Raw genomic sequence first — 21,165 nt, forward strand, 5'->3', positions numbered from 1 at the left:
TATGTCTGATCACACTTCTACCAAGTCCCACGAGTCGACTATCGACGCATCACTCGATGCGGATGCCAAGGGCGGTTTCTTGAACCGGCTGCACACTGGTGCTGGCGGTTTCGACATTGTCGGGCGTAGTCGTCGTTGGTATGCCATCACCGCGATGGTGTTGGTGGTGGCTATTGGCGCGATGCTTATTCGCGGCTTCACCCTTGGTATCGATTTTGAGGGTGGCACGCGAATGACAATGCCACCAGAAACTGCAAATGAACAGCAGGTCGAGCAGGTATTCAAGGAAGCAACCGGCGTTTCTCCGCAGCTTGTGCAGATCATTGGTGCTGGCGACGCCCGAGTTCTTGAAATCACGTCTGAGCGTCTAGGCGAAGACAAGATCAACGATGCTCGCGCCGCTCTCTTTGACAAGTTCCAGCCAAAGGATGCAACTGGCAATCCATCGCCCGATGCGATCGGTGACTCCACGGTGTCTGAGTCCTGGGGTGGTGCGATCACCAACCGCATGTTGCTGGCGATGGCAGTATTCCTTGGCCTCGTTTTTGCGTACATCGCCATTCGTTTCGAGCGTGACATGGCTATCTCCGCCATTGCTGCTTTGCTTATCGACGGCATCGTCATCGCAGGCATCTACGCTCTCATCGGTTTCGAGGTGAGCCCGGCAACTGTGATTGGTTTGTTGACCGTCCTATCGTTCTCTCTCTATGACACCGTCGTGGTGTTTGACAAGGTCATGGAGAACACCGCTGGATTCAAACAGTCAACGCGGCGCACCTACGGAGAGCTGGTCAACCTTGCGGTAAACCAGACGCTTATGCGCTCTATTAACACCACGGTGTCGACCGCACTGCCAATTCTTGCGCTCATGGTCATCGCTGTGGGCATGTTGGGCGTCGGTACCCTGAAGGACCTCGCATTGGTCCAGCTGATTGGCATTATTCAGGGTACGTTCTCATCAATCTTCCTTGCATCACCCTTCTTGGTTTCGCTGAAGAATCGCCAGAAGTCCTTCCGGGATCATGATGCCAAGGTCGCCGAGGCACGCGCTGGTGGCGCAGACCATCAGGGTATCGAGGCAATGGCAGATCTGGATGAAACTCCAGCCACCAAGGCTCCAGCTGAGTCTGCTGCTTCACGACGACGCGTCGTCACGCCAGAACTGAGCCCAGGTGACGATGATCGCCCGAGCGGTTCGCTGTCGTGGCGCCCTGGTCGGTAGGTTTTCACGTCAGAAGCACGTAGCCACCGGGGGACACCGTCCATCTGAGTAATAACTTAATTCCAACTGTGAGACAATGACGGGTATCGTGATTTGATACGCGTCATTGCTGGTTTTTGCCCTCTGAAAGTGAGGAGTTTCGTGTCATACGCGAATGCGAAGGAAGCCCTAGAGGACCTGATCCGTTTGGTTCCTGACTTTCCTCAGGAGGGCGTGCTTTTCGAAGACCTGACCCCGGTTTTGGCGGATCCTGAGGGATTCCGCCTTATCGTCGATGAGGTGGCTGCGGCGTGCGAGGAGTACGGTGCGGAGCTTATCGGAGGCCTTGACGCACGCGGATTCCTGATCGGTTCAGCGGTGGCGTACAAAATGGGCCTTGGAGTGTTAGCTATTCGCAAGAAGGGCAAATTGCCTCCGCCTGTTCATACCGAAGAGTACGGACTGGAGTATGGCAAGGCCGCACTGGAAATCCCTTCGGATGGTGTTGAGCTGAAGGGAAAGCGCGTCGTTTTGGTGGATGATGTGCTTGCAACTGGCGGAACTATGGGCGCAGCCCGCAAGCTTCTGGAAAAGTGTGGGGCAGAAGTTTCCGGCTTCTGTTGTGTCCTTGAAGTGGCTGGTCTTGGTGGACGTGAGCGTCTGTCTGATCTGCCAGTGTTTGTGGTTAAAAAGGGGTAGAAACGCATGGCAGACCTCTCTCCGCGCCGATATGGTGCTCGTTTGGCGCGCAGTTTGACTGGTGGCCGGACCAAGGTGAGTCCAGTATTGGACCCACTCGTCGCTGTACACAAAGAGGTTCATCCGCGTGCTGACCTGTCACAGTTGCAAAAGGCGTACGACACCGCGGAGCGGCTGCATGAGGGAGTTCGTCGTAAGTCTGGCGAGCCGTACATCACCCATCCACTCGCTGTTGCAACGATCGCCGCAGAGATCGGTATGGATACCACGACTCTGGTCGCGGCTTTGTTGCACGATACGGTCGAAGACACCGACTATTCGCTTGATGATCTAACTCAAGACTTTGGTCCAGAAGTGGCTCGGCTTGTCGACGGCGTCACGAAGCTCGACAAGGTCGCGTTAGGTTCCGCTGCCGAGGCAGAAACTGTTCGCAAGATGGTTGTTGCTATGAGCCAAGACCCTCGGGTGTTGGTGATCAAGGTATGCGACCGTTTGCACAATATGCGGACAATGCGTTTCTTGCCCCCGGAGAAGCAGGCCAAGAAGGCTCGGGAGACCCTGGAAGTCATCGCTCCACTTGCGCACCGACTGGGTATGGCAAGTATCAAGTGGGAACTTGAGGACTTAGCGTTCGCTATTCTTTATCCGAAGAAGTACGAAGAGATTGTGCGTCTCGTTGCCGATCGTGCTCCGCAGCGTGATCAGTATCTGCGAGAAGTGTCGAAAAGCCTCACCGCAGGTTTAAAGACCAGCCATATTCAGGCTCAGGTGATGGGTCGACCGAAGCACTATTGGTCGATTTATCAGAAGATGATCGTTCGAGGTCATCAATTCGACGAGATTTTTGATCTGGTGGGTATTCGCATATTGGTGGACTCCACCAAGGATTGCTATGCGGCGATGGGTGCTGTGCATTCGTTGTTCCAGCCGATGCCTGGGCGTTTCAAGGACTACATTTCGGCACCACGATTTGGTGTCTATCAGTCGTTGCACACTACGGTAATTGGACCTGGTGGCAAACCTCTTGAAGTGCAAATTCGTACGCAAGAAATGCACTTCAACGCCGAGTACGGCATCGCGGCGCACTGGCGCTATAAGGAAAGCAAAGGCTCCCACAAGGGAGATAAAGCTGAAGTCGATCAGATGGCGTGGATGCGCCAATTGTTGGATTGGCAGCGAGAAGCAGCGGACCCAAACGAGTTCCTGGACTCACTTCGCTATGACCTGGCCTCTAACGAGATCTTCGTCTTTACGCCAAAGGGCGATGTGATTACGCTTCCGGCAGACTCAACACCGGTTGACTTCGCATATGCAGTCCACACTGAAGTTGGACACCTCTGTATTGGCGCCAAGGTCAATGGCAAGTTGGTCGCGCTCGAGTCTTCGTTGAAGACCGGCGATCGCGTCGAAGTGTTCACGTCAAAGGACGTTGATTCGGGCCCATCGAGAGACTGGCTAGAATTCGTTCAGTCTCCGCGAGCGAAGGCCAAGATTCGGCAATGGTTTGCGAAGGAGCGTCGTGAAGAGGCTCTGGAAGCCGGCCGGGATGCTCTGGCTGCGGAGGTCCAGCGTGGTGGCTTGCCAATGCACCGCTTGTTCACTCCGCAATCAATGAAGCAGATTGCCTCTGAGCTGAATCTGATTGATGTCGACGCTCTGTACACGGCTATCGGTGACGGTACTATTACGGCACGCCACGTCACTAACAGGCTCATGGCGCGGTTCTCAGGCCAAGACGATGCTGTCGATCAGTTGGCAAAGCGTACTCCGCTGTCGAAGCTCCAAGAGCCCCGTAAGCGTTCACGTGCTGATGGGGCAGGAGTCTTGGTGGAAGGGTCAGCAGACATGATGGCCAAGTTGGCCAAGTGTTGTACGCCGGTGCCTGGAGACGAGATCTTTGGTTTCGTGACACGCGGTGGTGGCGTCAGCGTACACCGTATTGACTGCACAAATGCAGCAAAGCTCAAAGAAGAGCCAGAACGGATTATCCATGTCTCATGGGCAGATCGTGCCAGTGGCGCAGTCTTCACTGTCACCGTACAGATAGAAGCTCTAGATCGTCATGGGTTGCTGTCAGAGATCACGCGCGTCATTTCGGATCAGAAGGTGCCGATTACCGCGACTTCTTCGCATACAGCTGACGACCGCGTCGCAGTCATGCGATTTACGTTCGAGGTGTCTGATATTAAGCAGCTTGGTTACATCATCACGGTGTTACGTGGCATCGAAGGCGTGTACGACGTGTTCCGGGTCACTAGTGGCGGCTAATTGTTACCCCCGTTAGCTAAACGTGGGGTTAAAACTAGCTGACCTCGAACCGGCCCGCGGAAGTACTGCTAGTAGCCAAAAGTCCGGCCAAGACCCCGGTTCCTGAGGGTTTGGCAAACGATTGGCTTCACATTCGATACAAGGCCTAAAGAGTGTAACGATTCCATGTTCGACTGCTTTATAGACAACAGTCGTTAATTGTTGAGCAGCTACATATAGTGGCAGTTGGAAGGCAACGTTTCGTCAGTGCAGTCCTATTGCGTTGATGGATTCGGGGTCGTCCACACGGTATTTTCCGTCGCGTTTCTGCCCGACCTCACTGTGGTGTTGTGTCGGCTTGAATTGGGGGATTCGAGACACCAGCAGAAGCAGCCACACAGTAGCGACGGTAGTACCAACCACGGGGGATGAGATAGGAATAGTCCTTGACAGAAAGAAAACCGCAACTAAGCCCCGGCTGAGGCCCAATTGCGGTGTGTGATGCTGCTCGAGGTGATCGAGTTACTTGGCTTCTGCCTTCTCGATGCGAACTTCCTTGAATGGCTTACCGTCGGTCATTCCTTCGGTACCTTCAATGCCGTTGCCGGCAATCTTCTCAGCGACCTTTGTACCTTCAGAGGACATTGAGCCGAGAACGACATACTGCGGAGGCAAGTTGGAGTCAGCCCAGTTCAAGAAGAACTGGCTACCATTCGCATCTGGATCACCTGGGTTTGCCATTGCAATGGAACCCTTCTGGTAGATCATCGGCGTCTGCATATCCAGGTTTGCATCCTTGATTGGCCATTCGCCTGCATACTTGAAACCTGGTCCGCCGGAACCAGTGCCCGTTGGGTCGCCGCACTGCAAGACGTTCAACATGCCACCAGTTGCTCGGTGGCAAATGGAGTCGTCGTAAAAGTTGGACTTGGCCAAGTGCTCAATTGCGTTAACTGCACAAGGGGAGAGCGCACGATCCAATTCCATTGGAATATCGCCCTGGTTGGTCTTCAGGGTTACCGTTACCTTGCCCTTAGCAGGAACGTTTTCCGTCTTTGGCTTGTCGACGGGTTTCGCTGCTTCGCCGTCATCGTCGTAGGTGCAGGTGACCGTGTCAGGCAATGCCTGCTCGCGCTTCATTGGGATGAGTTCGCCGTCAACCGGCATCGCCATGAGTTCAACGGCCTTAGGCTCGTTGTTTTTTGTCTCGGTTGCTGTGGTGTCGGCTTCACCACCTTGCTTCGTTAGTAGCCAGATACCACCGACGATGACGACGAGAATAGCTAGCGTCGCAACGACAACACCCAACGGCTTTGTCTTCTCTGCACGGTCGCGGCGTGCCAAAGCACGATCGAGTTCTTTCATCGAATCGTGGCGCCGCTGTTTGTTGTCAGTCACAGATGCCTCTTTTCAAAGTACGTATATCGCTTAACGTCACAATACTGTTGTTAACAGTTGTTCTGTGAATAGGCACGGGGTAAGTCGGTACGATTCAGGCATGGAGATTCTTGGATTCGCGGCTGGACCGCTTCAAACAAATTGTTACGTGGCAACTGGTTTTCATTCCGATGCTGCTATCGAAGGTGAGTCCACGCCCTGCGTGATTATCGATCCGGGAATGGGCGCATTCGAGCAGCTGAAGGCCGAATGTGAAAAGCGCGGTTGGGTGCCCGAGGCAGTGTTGCTCACTCACGGCCATATTGACCACACCCGCGATGCTGACTCCGTCGCCAAGCACTGGGATATTCCGGTGTATATCAATTCGGCAGACCGACATATGATTGCAAATCCACTGGTTGGGGCAGGTCGCAACTTGGGCGCGATGTTCCGTGCCGGCGAGATGGAGGTCCCAGAGGATATTCGAGATCTCGAAGGTGACGATGAACTGAAGTTTGCTGGTCTTGCTTTTCAGATCTTGCATGCCCCAGGGCATTCTGCAGGTTGTCTGATGCTTCGCACGTCAGACGGCGCAGATGAGGTTGTTTTCAGTGGCGATGTCCTCTTTGCCGGATCCATTGGGCGCACCGATCTTCCAGGTGCCAACCACGAGGACATGATGACGTCCCTCCGTGAGAAGGTCCTCCCATTAGACGACGACCTGATGATCCTTCCCGGACACGGCCCAACGTCGACTATCGGCCAAGAGCGGGCAACAAATCCGTATCTGGCGCAGGTCAAGTAACTTCGTCTCAGTAACGAACGGTAAAGTATCGGACGTGACCGAGCAGAAGAAGACCAAGTTTCAGCCGTTTTCCGCGCCCAAGGGTGTACCGGACTATTTTCCACCGGTATCCCGCGAGTTTGAGGCAGTGCGCAACTACTTCCAGCATCGTGCCCGTTTAGCTGGATTCGAGCACATCGAGCTGCCTATTTTCGAAGAAACTGGTTTGTTTGCCCGTGGTGTCGGTGAATCCACGGATGTTGTGTCAAAGGAGATGTACACCTTCGCAGACCGTGGTGACCGCTCCGTAACTCTGCGCCCAGAAGGTACTGCAGGTGTGATGCGCGCAGTTATCGAGCACAACTTGGATCGCGGTCAGTTGCCAGTCAAACTGTCCTACGCTGGCCCGTTCTTCCGCTACGAGCGTCCGCAGGCCGGTCGCTATCGCCAGTTGCAGCAGGTGGGCGTCGAAGCCATCGGTGTCGACGATCCAGCCCTCGATGCTGAGGTGATTGCCTTGGCCGATGCTTGCTTCTCCGGAATTGGTCTGACCGGGTACCGTCTTGAACTCACCAGCCTCGGCGACAATTCCTGTCGTCCTGAATACCGCACTAAGCTCCAGGAGTTCCTGTTCGCGTTGCCTCTCGACGAAGAGACTCGTAAGCGTGCAGAGATTAACCCATTGCGTGTCCTCGATGACAAGCGTCCGGAAGTCAAGGAAATAACTGCCGACGCTCCGCTCATGCTGGATTACTTGTCGGCTGAGTGCCAGGAACACTTCGAAACAGTCACTGGCCTGCTTGATGACATGAACATTGCGTACACAATTAATCCACGCATGGTACGTGGCTTGGATTACTACACCAAAACGTGCTTCGAGTTCGTTCACGATGGTCTCGGTGCACAGTCGGGTATTGGTGGTGGCGGTCGCTACGACGGTCTGATGGCGCAGCTCGGTGGTCAAGAATTGTCGGGCATCGGTTTCGGCCTGGGTGTAGACCGCGCCATGCTCGCTCTTGAGACGGAGCAGAAGCAGGTCTCGGACGGTCGTCGCGTCGATGTTTATGGTGTTGCACTTGGCGACGCCGCCCGTCGTCGTATGGCGGCGCTCGTCAACGAGCTCCGCAACGCAGGTATCCGTGCCGACATGTCGTACGGCGGGCGTGGTCTCAAGGGTGCCATGAAGGGTGCAGACCGCGCTGGCGCTCGCTTCGCGCTTGTCCTGGGTGAATCGGAGTTGGAGGCTGGCGAAGTTCAGTTGAAGGACTTGGCAGCCCATGATCAGGAAGCCGTCTCACTTTCCAAGCTCACGTCGGTTCTTTCTGCCAAGCTCGCTCAGTAGAGTTCAGCAAGAATGCTCAGCACTGCTTAGCGCCAGCTAACGGCGTGTAGCAGGCTGCGTTGCAGTGAGCTGAAATTGTTGTCCGAACCGACAAATAGAACGTCACGACGACCTTCGCACCACGCCAACGACTCCACATTGTCGGGGTGCGTCGGCAAGTACGGAAATTCGAAGATGGGTCGTTTGCGCAATGGCTTCTCCTTGCCGTCAAGGCGATCTTTTCCAAGTACATTCGTGGCAGTATTCCGAGCGATGGCATCCAGCGAAACGCGAAACAGCGAGGCACGGTTTCCGGCTACGAATCCATAGGTGCGTTCCAGGAATATGAGTTCTGTCGCATCATCATTGACGGCGATGATCTCTGAAACACCAGGATGTCCCGTGTTCTGCAGCTCCATTGATAATGGATACACAAACTCGCTCAGCGGTTGACCCGTTGGCACATCGTAGACAGTGACACGGCTGAGCCCACTTGAGCCCGCCGGGATCTGTTGCGCCTCTGTATCCTGGCTCAGAGGAAACTCGGTAACAACGACCGCACGCTGGCCATCACGAGAAACTGCGAGCGCTTCATAGGCGCGATTATTCTTCACGACACGTCGCGTCGCAAAGTCCCGGTGATACGGAGGCGGCGAGAATCTACGCAGCTCCCGACCGTCTGGAGACGAATGAATGATCTCCGCTTCGATGGCCTTGCGGGTGTTCCCCTCGGAAGTCCACAGGAATGTTCCATCAGGGAGTACACGAATGGACTCCGGATCGACGCTGCCACGGTCATATGGGATTCCATGCGTGTCGGTGAGACCGATCGTTCTGGTTATCCGCGCGTCCGTGTGCTTTGCGACGAAATCCTCACCAGCAGCAATCTCCAATTCGTACACCCGAGCCGGACCTTGAAGCGCCCGATCATCACTGATGGCTAGATATCGTGAGCCCTGAAGATGATCGATCCCCGAGATGCCTCCGAATGGAACGCTGTCGCCAGTTTGCGTATACATGGAAGGGACGTCACTAGCTGTGTCAACCTCGCGATCTAGATTGATGTAGCCCTGGTACGGCGTGGCCGGGTCGAGCTCAGGAGCTAAGCCAGGCGGATGTTGAGCCATGAGGCTACCCAGACCAAGGAAGTACGCAACGACGATGCTGGTGACGGCAATCGTCGTAAAGCGGATACCAGGTCGGGACATATCTACCGAGACTAGCCCGAATGGTCGGCCAAGAGATCCGTGAAAGACACGCCAGAAGTGTTCAGTCCAGCGCCTGAAGGGCGGTCTGTAGAGGCTAAGCCATCAACATGAGTCGTGAGGATCATCTCGGCGAGTTCTCGACCAGCTCGCTGGGCGCGCTCAGCCAGGGGAGCGGACTGGTGCAGGTCGCCTGTAAAGGTTGACTCTCCAAAATCGTCTGTCGCCGAGAAAACATCGGTCGGGGCAATTCTCGCTCCGAAGTGGGAGAAGAGAGGGCGAAGGGTGTGGTCGATAACCAGCGAATGTCGCGCTGTACCTGCCGTGGCGCCGAGAAGAATGGGGACGTTGCGCAAGGCATCGTCATCAAGAGAGTCAATAAACATCTTAAATAGCCCGTTGTACGATGCCTTGAACACCGGAGTCACGGCGATGATCGCATCGGCAGCAGCGGTGCGATTGCGCGCGTCATCCAAGGCTGCGGACGCGATGCCGCCGGCGGTAAAGAGGTCCGCAAGATCCCGAGCTAGAGTACGCAGCTCGATGACGTGGATCTCCGCATTTTCGCCTCGTGCAGAAATCGCTGTGCTGGTTGCGTTCGAGAGCATGTCAGCGAGTTGGCGAGTTGTGGATGGCGTCGACAAACCACTTGAGATGACAACGATTTTGTGCACGTAGGGATCCTTTCCAAACTGTGCTGGTGTGCTGGTCAATGCCTAGTTTTCGATACGACCAGGCTGAATGCGGTGGTGTGGATGCTCACGATTAGCCGACAGCGTGGCATGGGTTGGTGGATCAGAAGGGACGTGTTCTGGTCGGCGTTCCTCAAACTTCTTACGAAGGACAGGAACGACATCGCGACCAAGGCGTTCAATCTGATTAAGGACGATGTCGAGAGGTAGTCCAGCGTGGTCAATCAGGAATAGTTGACGTTGATAGTCGCCAACCCAATCCGCGAACTGAAGAGTTCTATCGATGACCTGCTCAGTAGTGCCCACGGTCAGTGGAGTCATTTCTGTGAACTCTTCGAGGGATGGCCCGTGGCCGTAGACAGGCGCATTGTCAAAATATGGACGGAAGAATTCCTTTGCTTCCGCCTCAGAGTCGCCGATAAAGACCTGACCGCCAAGGCCAACGATGGCTTGATCAGCGCGACCGTGGCCGAACTGTTCGTAACGACGGCGGTAGATACTCACCATCTTCGCGGTGTGTTCCTTGTACCAGAAGATGTTGTTGTGGAAGAAACCGTCACCGTAAAAGGCTGCTTGCTCCGCAATTTGGACTGAGCGAATAGAACCGTGCCATACGAAAGGCGGAGTGTCATCTAGTGGCCATGGGGTAGTGACGTATCCCTGCAGCGGGGTGCGGAATTCGCCGGACCAGTTCACAGGGCGTTCGCGCCAGAGGCGACGTAGCAAGTGGTAATTCTCGACAGCTAGTGGGATACCTTGGCGAATATCTTTACCAAACCATGGGTACACCGGACCCGTGTTGCCTCGTCCCAGCATGAGATCAACTCGACCGTCTGCAAGATGCTGGAGGTAGGAATAGTCTTCAGCAAGCTTGACAGGGTCATTCGTTGTAATGAGTGTCGTCGCAGTAGAGAGAATCAGTTTCTCGGTTTGAGCAGCAATACTTGCTAACAGAATAGGGGGAGTGCCGGGCGCGACAAACGGCGGATTGTGGTGCTCGCCTGTAGCAAAGACATCAAGGCCAACTTCTTCCGCCTTGCGGGCAATGGCAATGGTGGCCTTGATGCGTTCGTGCTCTGTGGGAGTTGTGCCATTAGTAGGGTCGGTGGTGACATCGCCGATGGTAAAAATGCCGAACTGCATGAAAATCCTTTGCCCGTTGGGATATCTGGGTGTGCTTTTGTCGATTAGGTCCAACCGTAGCATGTATGTGACATGTCAACAACGGGGGTTAGTGAAAGGCCACCGCCGCCAAGAGGGGAAGTGGCCTTCAGGGGATCGTCGTAAAGCTAGCGTCGACTAGTCGCGATAAACACCGCGGTTCAACGTGTCACACTGAGACATCTTGCCGGTCTTGTATCCCGTCAAGAATGCTTGCATACGCTGCTCGGATGATCCGTGCGTCCACAAATCTGGCTGAATCTCGCCACCACTGTGCTTCTGAATAGTGTCATCGCCAATGGCTTGTGCAGTCTGAACGGCATCCGAGACCTGTTCGTCGGTCAACGGCTCAATGATTGCGTCTGGACCCTTGTCTGCATAGTGCGCCCACATGCCTGCATAGCAGTCTGCCTGCAACTCAATCTTCACTGCATCAGACTCTGGGCCTGGCTCGTTGTAATTGGAACGACCCAACGTGCCTTCAAGCTTTTGGATGTGGTGACCGAACTCGTGCGCCACGACATACTCCTGTGCAAGCGGGCCATCGCCACCGCCCATGCGCTCTAGCATGTCGAAGAACGAAGTGTCGTAGTACGACGTGTTATCTGCAGGGCAATAGAACGGGCCTGTCGACGACGACGCCATGCCGCAACCCGACTGAGTAGAGTTCTTGAAAATCACCATGCCGGGAACCTCGTACTCGATGCCGGCCTGCTTAGGCAGCTGCTCCTGCCATACTCGGTCTACGGAGATGCCGGTGTACTCGATACGGCAATCGACGTACTTGTTCGCGTCTTCGCCAGTTTTGCAGTGCTCGAGACCTCCAGCGCCCTGTTCGATTTGGCCCTGTTCGTTACCGCCAGCGCCGAGGCCCATGATGTCATCTACATTGCCCGGGTTGCCTCCGAATAGGAGATAGAGGCCAACAAGCAAGAGACTGCCAATACCGCCGCCGACCGCGACACCACCGGCGCGACCGCCAGTGGAAGCGCGATTCGAGCCCTTCTGAAAATCCCCACGAAATGTCATGCCATCAATTATGGCAGGTATCGAAGCGTTTCCTGCGCATGCTTGCTCCAAATCTCCAAAAATGCCCCAAAGAACTATCGTTGCGGGGGTAACAGGTAGAATCTTTTGGACGCTTGCCCACCAGTCATTTTCAGACTGGTCTTTGGGCTACTGAAACCCCATTTATGTGGAAGGACCGTAAAGCAGTGCTTCGTACGCATCTCGCTGGTGAACTTCGTGCTGACCAGGCTGGAAATACCGTCACCCTAACCGGTTGGGTGGCTCGTCGCCGCGACCATGGTGGAGTGATCTTCATTGACATGCGCGACCGTTCCGGTATCGCTCAGGTCGTATTCCGTAACTCCGATGTTGCCGAGCGCGCGCACCATCTCCGTAGCGAATACTGCATCAAGGTCACGGGCGTCGTTGAGCCGCGACCAGCAGGTTCCGAAAACCCTAATCTTGCATCCGGTGACATTGAAGTAAACGTCACTGAGCTTGAGATTCTCAATGAGTCTGCAGCACTGCCTTTCCAGTTGGATGACCAGTCCAGTGCAAACGAAGTCGGCGAAGAAACCCGACTCAAGTACCGCTACCTCGACCTGCGTCGTGAAGGTCCACACAAGATCATGCGTTTGCGTGCTGCTGTCAACCGTGCAGCTCGTTCAGTCCTGGATTCTCATGATTTCACGGAAATTGAGACCCCAACGCTGACCCGCTCGACCCCAGAAGGCGCACGTGACTTCCTCGTCCCAGCCCGCTTGAAGCCAGGTACTTTCTACGCATTGCCACAGTCACCACAGCTGTTTAAGCAGCTACTCATGGTGTCTGGCATGGAGCGCTACTACCAGATCGCTCGTTGCTACCGTGACGAAGACTTCCGCGCTGACCGTCAGCCAGAGTTCACTCAGCTTGACGTCGAAATGAGCTTCGTCGAGCAGGACGATGTCATCGCGCTTGCTGAAGAGATTCTGGTTGCGATCTGGAAGGAAGCTGGGTACGACATCTCCACGCCGATTCCTCGTATGACCTACAAGGACGCGATGGAGAAGTACGGCTCCGATAAGCCGGATCTTCGTTTCGACATTCAGCTTGTGGAGTGCACTGAGTTCTTCAAGGACACCACCTTCCGTGTGTTCCAGAACGAGTACGTGGGCGCTGTAGTCATGGAAGGTGGCGCTTCCCAGCCACGTCGTCAGCTGGATGCATGGCAGGACTGGGCACGCCAGCGTGGCGCCAAGGGCCTTGCATACATTCTCGTTGGTGAGGACGGCGAATTGGGCGGTCCGGTAGCCAAGAACATCACTGATGAAGAGCGCGCTGGAATTGCAGCTCACGTCGGCGCGAAACCAGGCGACTGCATCTTCTTCGCAGCTGGCGATGCCAAGTCGTCCCGTGCGCTGCTTGGCGCAGCCCGTGGCGAGATCGCAAACAAGCTGGGTCTGATCAAGGAAGGCGACTGGGCCTTCACCTGGGTCGTTGATGCTCCAATGTTTGAGCCAGCAGCTGATGCTAAGGCCTCGGGCGATGTTGCTCTCGGCCACTCTAAGTGGACTGCAGTGCACCACGCCTTCACGTCGCCAAAACCGGAGTGCTTGGACACCTTCGACAAGGAACCAGGCGAGGCGCTCGCATACGCGTACGACATTGTCTGCAACGGCAACGAAATTGGTGGCGGCTCCATCCGTATTCACCAGCGTTCTGTACAGGAACGAGTCTTCGACGTCATGGGAATTGGCGCCGAAGAAGCTCAGGAGAAGTTTGGCTTCCTGCTCGACGCCTTCGCCTTTGGCGCACCACCCCACGGCGGTATTGCATTCGGCTGGGACCGCATCGTCTCGTTGCTTGCGGGTGTCGAGTCGATCCGCGAAGTCATTGCGTTCCCTAAGTCGGGTGGTGGCGTTGACCCATTGACCGATGCACCGTCGGAGATCACGCCTCAGCAGCGCAAGGAGTCCGGCATTGACGCTAAGCCAAAGCGTCCAGTAAACAAGAGTGAAAAGGAAGCTACCAGCAACAAGGCGTAACGACGCCACTGGTACTGCTTAATTGATAGAGAAAGGCGCTTACGCGCACGCGTGTTATGGATCAGTCACTGGACGGAGAAGAGCTGCAAGAGTTCAACCATGCCATTTCGTTGGCGGGAGACCTCCTGGCAAGCCGTTTCGGTGGTCGGCCTGAACTGACCGATCCCGAGAATCTAGGCGGAAGCGGGCGCTCGTTGGTACTACGAATGCGCGTTTCCCCAAATCCGTTCCTGCCAAACCGATCCATTGTGGTCAAACAGCTTCCAAAGAGCTCTGCGGAAGGTGCTGACCCAGCTCTGCTGCGAGAAATCGTCGCCTATCAATTTGCCACCTCGCTTCCGGAGTCAGTTCGGCCTGGGCCGGAGCTGCTCGCATACGACGTCGACAAGCGAATTCTGGTGATCTCCGATGCAGGCGACGCAGACACCCTCATGGATGTTTTGGGACGTGCAGACGACGAACAGCGGATGAAGCTTTACCGTTCACTCGGCGGTGCGCTCGGCCGGATGCATGTTGGCACAGCGCACCGGGAAGACGGTTTCAATGCTTTGCTGCGCAGGCTGTGGTCGAAGCATCGCGGCAAAGAAGATGTAGTCGGCGCGCGTGATCGAGGCATCGTGGAGTCGATCGAGTTCGGTCTCGATGTGCTGCGTTCGGCGGGAATCGACGTTCCGCCAGGTGTGGAAAGCTTTGCTCTCGATGCTTCTCGACGACTCGCTTCCGGCCATCACCGCGCCTTCACTCCCTTCGACTTGGACCCAAGCAATATCTTGATGGCCAACCGCGTGGTCTTCTTGGATTACGAGTGGGCAGGCTACCGCGACGCAGTTTTTGATGTTGCGAGTGTCGTGGCTGGGTTCCCTTTGCATTCCTTCTCCACTCGACCAACCCGTGCCGAGACGGAGGTCTTTATCCGTGCGTGGGCGGAAGAGGTGCGCAGCATTTGGCACAAGAGTGCTGATGACCGGGTACTGCATACCCGCGTTATCGCTGCACTCATTGGTTGGACGTTGATTTCTGTTTCTGTCGTGCACTTTGGCTCTGCTGAGCAAGGGCTTGGCGTGAAGCGGGGAGAGATAGACTTGTCCACTTCAGAGCTTGGCGGTGGCGACCATCAGCGAGCAGACCTAGAGAATACGACGTCGGCGTTGCTAGATGTTGCTTCTATGTGCGAGGACAACCGAGCAAAAGAAGTACGCCAGTTTGCCGAAGACCTGCTTGCTCATTTGAGCGCATAACGTCGGGCGTCGTCCGTATTTCCCGCCCGGTCGCTAAGGGGGGGGGCGTAGCGGATCCCTGCCACGGGGACTGTAGGTTGCATTGTCGCTTGCGAATTCGACCAATCCGGGCCACCAGTTACCCTGGTAGCAAATGACTGAACCAGGATTGTTCGATACCCCAGGAAGCAACAGCCAGCCTGACGTGTCTTCGCCATCGGAATTTTTCCATCCGGGACGACACGCACCACTGGCTGTACGGATGCGTCCCCGAGATCTGTCTGAAGTCGTAGGACAGAAGCACTTATTGGGCGAAGGCGCACCGCTCCGTCGTCTCGTAGAAGGTGGCGGGGATACCTCCGTGATCTTGTTTGGCCCGCCGGGAACGGGTAAGACCACGCTAGCGAGTTTGATTTCTACGTCAACGGGCCGTCGTTTTGAAGCACTCAGTGCCCTCAACGCTGGTGTGAAGGAAGTCCGTGCGGTGATCGAACGGGCGCGCACGCACTTGGTTCGAGAGGGCGTGCAGTCAGTCTTGTTCATCGACGAGGTGCATCGATTTTCCAAAACGCAGCAAGATGCACTTTTGGGCGCTGTCGAGAACCGCACAGTCTTATTGGTGGCAGCGACCACAGAGAATCCATCCTTTTCGGTTGTGTCGCCGTTACTTAGCCGGTCGCTACTTCTGCAGTTGGAACCATTGTCAGACGATGACATTGCCGATGTCATTACTCGAGCCGCTACCGATGAGCGTGGTCTTGCCGGCCGGATCACGCTTGACGACGGCGCGTTGAAGCAACTCGTGGCACTGGCTTCAGGCGATGCGCGCAGATCGTTGACCTATTTGGAAGCTGCAGCTGAAGGCGTCGCCGATGGTGAAACATTGGATGAAGCGACTGTCCAAGCTGCAGTGAACAAGGCAGTTGTGCGGTATGACCGCGATGGCGATCAGCACTATGATGTCACTAGTGCTTTCATTAAGTCAGTGCGTGGTTCTGATGTTGACGCCGCATTGCACTATTTGGCTCGAATGATCGACGGCGGGGAAGACCCTCGTTTCATTGCGCGTCGCATCATCATCTTGGCCAGCGAGGACATTGGCATGGCCGATCCGTCTGCTTTGCAGACCGCGGTTGCAGCAGCTCACGCTGTGCAGATGATCGGCATGCCAGAAGCACGGTTGACTCTTGCCCAAGCCGTCATCCATCTAGCAACAGCGCCCAAATCCAACTCGGTTATCAACGCTATTGATGCTGCATTAAAGGACGTTCGCCGAGGAAAGACCGGTGCCGTGCCACCGCACTTGCGGGATGGGCATTACTCGGGTGCCAAAGCAATGGGCAATGCGGTTGATTATCAATATCCGCATAGCGACCCACGTGGTGTCGTGGCACAGCAGTATCCGCCGGACAACCTCGCAGATTGTATCTACTATGAGCCGACCACCCACGGCCGGGAAAACGGGATGGCAACGCACCTCGGCAATATTCGGCGCATTGTGCGGGATAAGCGTTGACGACGAGCACCGTCGTAAAGCCCCGAAGTTTGACCAGGGTGAATACACGGTGCCGGGGGATAAGCGGGTATGCTTTCCAATTTGTAAAACAACATTCGAGCACGACGTGAAACGAGGGACGAAACCACCGTGCAGACTCATGAAATTCGAAAGCGCTTCATCGAGCATTTCGTCAAAGCTGGACATACCGAGGTTCCTAGCGCGTCTCTCGTTTTAGATGACCCAAACCTGTTGTTCGTCAACGCAGGTATGGTGCCGTTCAAGCCATACTTCCTTGGCAATGAAACGCCTGAGTACTCGACCGCAACGTCGATTCAGAAGTGTGTTCGTACGCTGGATATTGAAGAAGTCGGGATTACGACTCGCCACAATACGTTCTTCCAGATGGCAGGCAACTTCTCCTTTGGTGATTACTTCAAGGAGGGTGCCATCACCCACGCCTGGAACCTGCTGACTGGTTCACTTGACGACGGCGGTTTTGGCATCCCAGCCGAAAAGCTGTGGGTGACCGTGTACCTGGATGACGACGAGGCGCACGACATTTGGCGAGACAAGGTCGGCATTCCGGAAGAGCGCATCCAGCGTCGTGGCATGGAAGACAACTACTGGTCCATGGGCGTTCCAGGACCATGCGGCCCATGCTCCGAGATCTTCTACGACCGTGGCCCTGACTACGGCATCGAGGGTGGCCCAGTAGCCGACGAAGACCGCTACATCGAAATCTGGAACCTCGTGTTCATGCAGAACGAGCGTGGCGAAGGCACCGGCAAGGATAACTTCGAGATTCTCGGCCCATTGCCTAAGCAGAACATCGACACCGGCATGGGTATTGAGCGCGTAGCGTTCTTGCTCCAAGGCGTTGAGAACGTTTACGAAACTGACCTGCTTCGTCCAGTGATTGATACTGCCGAAGAAATGACTGGCTCGAAGTACGGTGCCAACAACACCGATGACATCCGTTTTCGCGTTATCGCTGACCACTGCCGTACCGGCTTGATGCTCATGCTCGACGGCGTTACGCCGTCGAACACTGACCGTGGCTATATTCTGCGTCGTTTGTTGCGCCGAATCATTCGCTCGGCACGTCTGCTGGGCGCGCAGGGACAGACCCTGGAGGCGCTGCTGAATACCGCTCGTCAGACCATGACCCCGTCGTACCCAGAAATCGCTGACAGCTGGGAGCGCATCCGCTCTGTTGCATTGGGTGAGGAAAAGGCATTCCTGAAGACCCTCGAAGCTGGCACGAAGCTCTTTGAAGAGGCTGCCACCAAGGCAAAGTCGTCGGGCGCAACCGAGCTTGCTGGCAGCACCGCTTTTGCACTCCATGACACGCACGGTTTCCCGATCGATCTGACGATGGAAATGGCCGCCGAAGCCGGGCTTTCTGTAGATCGAGAAGAGTTCGACCGCGAAATGGCCGAGCAGCGCGCTCGTGCAAAGGCCGATAACAAGGCTAAGAAGAAGTCGCACACAGACCTCGGTATCTACCGCGAGTTCATCGACGAGCACCCAACCGTTTTCACCGGCTACGACAAGCTTGTCGACGAGTCGAAGGTCATCGGCCTGGTTTCGACTGGCGAGCTACTGCCAGCAGCGCACGAAGGTCAGGAAGTGGAACTGATCCTGGACCGCTCTCCTCTGTACGCAGAATCGGGCGGTCAGATCGCGGACCAGGGTCGTATTGTTACGGCTTCGGGCGCAATCGTAGACATCACCGATGTGCAGAAGGTTGGTAAGAAGGTCTGGCTGCACAAGGGTGTCGTTTCCAACGGTGAAGTAGTAGTTGGGGAAGCCGCAGAGGCTCAGGTCGATAAGGCATGGCGTCACTCTGCACGTCAGGCACACACTGCCACTCACTTGATTCATGGTGCGCTTCGCCAGGTTCTTGGCGAGACAGCAACACAGGCTGGTTCCATGAACAAGCCGGGTTACCTGCGCTTCGACTTCAAGTACGGTGAGGCATTGACCCCTGATCAGTTGCGTCAGATCGAGCAGATCACCAACCAGGCTGTCGATCACGACTGGGCAGTGAACACCATCGAGACCTCTCTGGACGAGGCTAAGAAGATGGGTGCCATGGCCCTGTTCAACGAAAATTACGGCGATCGTGTACGCGTCGTCGAGGTGGGTGGCCCATTCTCGATGGAACTCTGTGGTGGTACCCACGTGACGCACTCATCTCAGATTGGCCCTGTCGCTGTGTTGGGAGAATCGTCGGTAGGTTCGGGTATTCGTCGTATCGAGGCATACTCCGGTATGGATTCGTTCCGTTACCTGTCTACCGAGCGACTTCTGGCCGAGCGTCTGTCCGCCGAGTTCAAGGCACCGTCGGCTGAGGTTCCAGATCGTATCGCTCAGCTCGCCGAGAAGTTGAAGGCAACAGAGAAGAAGCTGGAAGAACTTAAGGCACAGCAGTTACTGGCAAATGCCGCTTCGCATCTGGATCAGGCACGCACTATTGGTGACATCACCTACTTGGGGCTGAAGTTGCCAAACGGTACGCAGGCGAAGGACATTCGCTCCTTGGCAAACGACCTTCGTGGCCGCTTGTCCAGCAAGCCCGCGGTGATTGCACTTGTTGCGGACACCGACGGCAAGGCACCTTTCGCCGTTGCTGTTACCGACGGCGCCGTCGAGAAGGGCTACAAGGCTGGCGATCTCGTGAAAGTTCTTGGAGCCAAGATCGGTGGCCGCGGTGGCGGAAAGCCTCAGTTGGCACAGGGTTCCGGATCCGACGCCACGGGCATTGATGCCGGTTTGAACGCGATTGCCGACGAACTGCAGTAGCCAGCAGCATCGCGAAGAACGCTACAGAACGAGAGAACCAGAGGAACAGCGATGAGCCGCCTCGCATTCGATACTCCAGGAGTCAATGATCCAGGACCAGGTCGTCGACTTGGCTTGGATGTTGGAGATGCCCGAATCGGGGTGGCTATTTCTGATCCTGACTGTATTTTGGCCACTCCCGTCGAGAATGTGCAGACACAGACTCGTCGAAAAGATCCGGATGGTCCCGATATTGACCGAATGGTGGAGATCGCCACCAGTTACGGGGTGATTGAGATTGTGATCGGGCTTCCGAAGATGTTGAACGGTGAGTTCGGAACGTCTGCTCGCAAGGCAGCTGAAGTTGGCTTCCGATTGAAGCGGAGACTCGGCGACGACGTTACGATTAGCTACGCGGACGAGCGTATGACGTCGGTCGTTGCCCAATCGCGGTTACACCAGGCTGGCATCAACACAAAGCAGGGGCGAAGTGTAATTGACCAGGCTGCAGCGGTGGAAATCCTCCAAATGTGGTTGGATACCCGCAAACGCAACCTGAATTTGTAACATTTCGACTCGCCGTCGATAACGAAAAGGTGACTTTTGGTGCCCACATAGGGTTTTATTACTAAGAGAACCTGAATGTTTGGTTTAGAGTTCGGGGCAGGCACGCTGTGGCATGCCCACATTCTCGTGCCATTCGATCACTTCTGAATTAGTCCATATCCGCATCCTGAGGAGTCCCACATGAGGCGTGGCGCTAACGCTGCCCGTACCACGAAGGCGCGTAAGGGTAAGTCTAAGAGGATTCGTCGTCGCCAGACGGCGCTCGCCATCAACATTACGTCCATCCTTCTCAGCGTCATCATCATTGCCGGTGTAGGCCTCATGTGGACACGCGGAGGTGTAGGTGGAGACTTCAATGGGGACGGCAACGGTAAACCGGTGATTGTTGAAGTAGCACAGGGCTCATCGCTGTCGGACATTTCTCAGGAGCTCGTGGACAAGGGCATCGTCGCAACGACAAGTGCATTTATGTCCGCAGCCAACGACAACCCCGATTCCGACAACCTACAGCCTGGTTTCTACCGCCTGGAAGAGCACATGTCGGCTCAATCAGCGGTAGCTGCTCTCCTTGACCCGGAAAAGCAGGCTGGCAATGTCGATATTCCGACGGGCACCCGCTTGACCGACATCAAGGTTGTCGCGGCAAACGACGTTCGTAAGGGCATTTACACGTTGCTCTCTGAGGCGTCGTGCACTGGGGAAGACCAGTGCATCACCAAGGAAGAGTTCGAACAGGTCGCAGCTAATACCGATCCAGCTGAGCTCGGTGTCCCAGACTGGGCGCGTGACCGAGTTCTGGCGCAGGGCAATGATCCTCGTCGTATCGAAGGCTTGATCACTCCTGGCATCCACCAGTTCCACCCAGAAAGCAACGCCAAGGAGATCTTGACGAAGCTGATTACGTCATCCACCGAGTCTTATGAAGAGACCGGACTGACTACGGCTGCAGAAACGGTCGGCCTCGCTCCATACGACTTGATTACGGCTGCGTCGCTGATTCAGATGGAGTCGCCAGACGGCGACTTTGACAAGGTAGCGCGCGTGATCTTGAACCGTCTGCACGAGCCGATGCAGCTGCAGTTCGACTCGACGGTTAACTACGACTTGACCGAGCAGGAAGTTGCAACGTCTGACGAAGATCGTGCTCGTCAGACACCGTGGAATACCTACGCGATGGATGGACTGCCTGCGACTCCAATTTCATCTCCATCGCTGGAAGCTATCCAGGCTATGGAGAACCCAGCCGACGGCACGTGGCTGTACTTCGTCACCATCGACCTTGAAGGCACCACCGTGTTCAATACGACCTTCGAGGAACACGAGGCTGCAATCGAGTTGTCGCGTCAGAACGGCGTCCTAGACTCAAACCGGTAAGTT

16 protein-coding genes are annotated in these 21,165 nt (G+C 55.6%); 11 read left to right on the plus strand and 5 right to left on the minus strand.

The genetic code is table 11. The annotated features are described in order from the left end of the window. Nucleotide 1: 1 nt before the first annotated feature. The 3 genes from secF (at nt 2) to WG938_RS05565 (ending at nt 4,168) form a co-directional block, all read left to right on the plus strand. Nucleotides 2–1,222: a protein translocase subunit SecF gene (gene secF / locus WG938_RS05555; protein ID WP_339978318.1), complete on the plus strand. Its 1,221-nt coding sequence runs from the start codon at nt 2–4 to the stop codon at nt 1,220–1,222. 141 nt (nt 1,223–1,363) lie between these two features. Beyond that, nucleotides 1,364–1,900, plus strand: coding sequence for an adenine phosphoribosyltransferase (locus WG938_RS05560; RefSeq protein ID WP_339978320.1), 537 nt, complete (start codon nt 1,364–1,366; stop codon nt 1,898–1,900). Between the two features lie 6 nt (nt 1,901–1,906). Then, a complete protein-coding gene (locus tag WG938_RS05565; RefSeq protein ID WP_339978322.1) occupies nt 1,907–4,168 on the plus strand; it encodes a RelA/SpoT family protein in 2,262 nt (753 codons plus the stop codon). Nucleotides 4,169–4,669: 501 nt separating this feature from the next. Here WG938_RS05565 and WG938_RS05570 read toward each other — a convergent pair. Beyond that, nucleotides 4,670–5,545: a peptidylprolyl isomerase gene (locus tag WG938_RS05570; protein ID WP_339978324.1), complete on the minus strand. Its 876-nt coding sequence runs from the start codon at nt 5,543–5,545 to the stop codon at nt 4,670–4,672. A 100-nt stretch (nt 5,546–5,645) separates the two neighbouring features. Between WG938_RS05570 and WG938_RS05575 the strand changes: the two genes are divergently transcribed. Both WG938_RS05575 and hisS read left to right on the plus strand, forming a co-directional pair. Next, nucleotides 5,646–6,329 carry an MBL fold metallo-hydrolase gene (locus WG938_RS05575; RefSeq protein WP_339978326.1) on the plus strand — a complete coding sequence of 228 codons (684 nt, stop codon included), beginning with the start codon at nt 5,646–5,648 and terminating at the stop codon, nt 6,327–6,329. 34 nt (nt 6,330–6,363) lie between these two features. Further along, a complete protein-coding gene (gene hisS / locus WG938_RS05580; protein ID WP_339978328.1) occupies nt 6,364–7,650 on the plus strand; it encodes a histidine--tRNA ligase in 1,287 nt (428 codons plus the stop codon). Between the two features lie 26 nt (nt 7,651–7,676). Here hisS and WG938_RS05585 read toward each other — a convergent pair whose 3' ends face one another. The 4 genes from WG938_RS05585 to ypfJ form a co-directional block, all read right to left on the minus strand. Beyond that, nucleotides 7,677–8,837, minus strand: a complete 1,161-nt coding sequence (locus tag WG938_RS05585) for an esterase-like activity of phytase family protein (protein ID WP_339978330.1) — start codon at nt 8,835–8,837, stop codon at nt 7,677–7,679. Between the two features lie 11 nt (nt 8,838–8,848). After that, on the minus strand, nt 8,849–9,508 hold the full coding sequence (locus WG938_RS05590; protein WP_339978332.1) for a CE1759 family FMN reductase: 660 nt from the start codon (nt 9,506–9,508) through the stop codon (nt 8,849–8,851). A gap of 42 nt (nt 9,509–9,550) precedes the next feature. Then, complete coding sequence (locus tag WG938_RS05595) at nt 9,551–10,669, minus strand: LLM class flavin-dependent oxidoreductase (protein WP_339978334.1); 1,119 nt, start codon at nt 10,667–10,669, stop codon at nt 9,551–9,553. A 156-nt stretch (nt 10,670–10,825) separates the two neighbouring features. Next, on the minus strand, nt 10,826–11,716 hold the full coding sequence (gene ypfJ, locus WG938_RS05600; protein ID WP_339978336.1) for a KPN_02809 family neutral zinc metallopeptidase: 891 nt from the start codon (nt 11,714–11,716) through the stop codon (nt 10,826–10,828). 185 nt (nt 11,717–11,901) lie between these two features. Here ypfJ and aspS point away from each other — a divergent pair, with 185 nt between their 5' ends. From aspS to mltG, 6 genes are all read left to right on the plus strand, one after another. After that, nucleotides 11,902–13,722, plus strand: coding sequence for an aspartate--tRNA ligase (gene aspS / locus WG938_RS05605; RefSeq protein WP_339978338.1), 1,821 nt, complete (start codon nt 11,902–11,904; stop codon nt 13,720–13,722). A 56-nt stretch (nt 13,723–13,778) separates the two neighbouring features. Then, the gene (locus tag WG938_RS05610; protein WP_339978340.1) at nt 13,779–14,960 is read left to right on the plus strand and encodes a hypothetical protein; all 1,182 of its coding nucleotides are present in this window, start codon (nt 13,779–13,781) and stop codon (nt 14,958–14,960) included. Nucleotides 14,961–15,093: 133 nt separating this feature from the next. Continuing rightward, nucleotides 15,094–16,455: a replication-associated recombination protein A gene (locus WG938_RS05615; protein ID WP_339978342.1), complete on the plus strand. Its 1,362-nt coding sequence runs from the start codon at nt 15,094–15,096 to the stop codon at nt 16,453–16,455. Nucleotides 16,456–16,584: 129 nt separating this feature from the next. Next, nucleotides 16,585–19,242, plus strand: a complete 2,658-nt coding sequence (gene alaS, locus WG938_RS05620) for an alanine--tRNA ligase (protein WP_339978344.1) — start codon at nt 16,585–16,587, stop codon at nt 19,240–19,242. A 51-nt stretch (nt 19,243–19,293) separates the two neighbouring features. Continuing rightward, on the plus strand, nt 19,294–19,788 hold the full coding sequence (gene ruvX / locus WG938_RS05625) for a Holliday junction resolvase RuvX (RefSeq protein WP_339978346.1): 495 nt from the start codon (nt 19,294–19,296) through the stop codon (nt 19,786–19,788). Nucleotides 19,789–19,968: 180 nt separating this feature from the next. Continuing rightward, on the plus strand, nt 19,969–21,162 hold the full coding sequence (mltG, locus tag WG938_RS05630) for an endolytic transglycosylase MltG (RefSeq protein ID WP_339978348.1): 1,194 nt from the start codon (nt 19,969–19,971) through the stop codon (nt 21,160–21,162). Nucleotides 21,163–21,165: the final 3 nt, after the last annotated feature.

Origin of the sequence: Corynebacterium sp. H113 (assembly GCF_037572315.1) — a bacterium.
Lineage (GTDB): Bacteria > Actinomycetota > Actinomycetes > Mycobacteriales > Mycobacteriaceae > Corynebacterium.